Origin of the sequence: Shewanella sp. AS16 (assembly GCF_021412365.1) — a bacterium.
In the GTDB taxonomy this organism is placed as follows: Bacteria; Pseudomonadota; Gammaproteobacteria; order Enterobacterales; family Shewanellaceae; genus Shewanella; species Shewanella salipaludis.
In genome coordinates this window covers 1-302 of the sequence record NZ_JAKCLK010000184.1, presented here as the reverse complement: position 1 = coordinate 302, position 302 = coordinate 1, and the positions used below count along the sequence as shown (strand labels likewise).

Genomic DNA, 302 nt, shown 5'->3' with positions numbered 1-302 from the left:
ACCACTGCTGTAGCCGGGTGGTGCGGCGCGCCTTCCTGTGCGGTGATGATGCCTATTCGGGGAAGAACTATGACCATCGCCGGGGCTGGGTAGAGTCACTGCTCTTTGAACTTGAAGCTGTTTTTGCCATAGCCGAGCAATTAGGGCCACCCACAGTAAATGGTGAGATTCAGAAGTCTCTTCTAAACTGAGATAAATTGTCGATGCTGGAGTCTTGTCATGCCGCGCCCTCGAAGAACTCAAATAAGTGTTGAAGACACGCCCTATTACCACTGCTGTAGCCGGGTGGTGCGGCGCGCCTT

At 53.6% G+C, this 302-nt stretch carries 2 pseudogenes; both read left to right on the top strand.

Features of this window, described 5'->3' with window-relative positions:
• Positions 1 to 131 (top strand): annotated as a pseudogene (locus tag LZP73_RS19905) (transposase); the annotation flags it as partial.
• An 88-nt stretch (positions 132 to 219) separates the two neighbouring features.
• Positions 220 to 302: pseudogene (locus LZP73_RS19900) on the top strand (Mobile element protein); the annotation flags it as partial.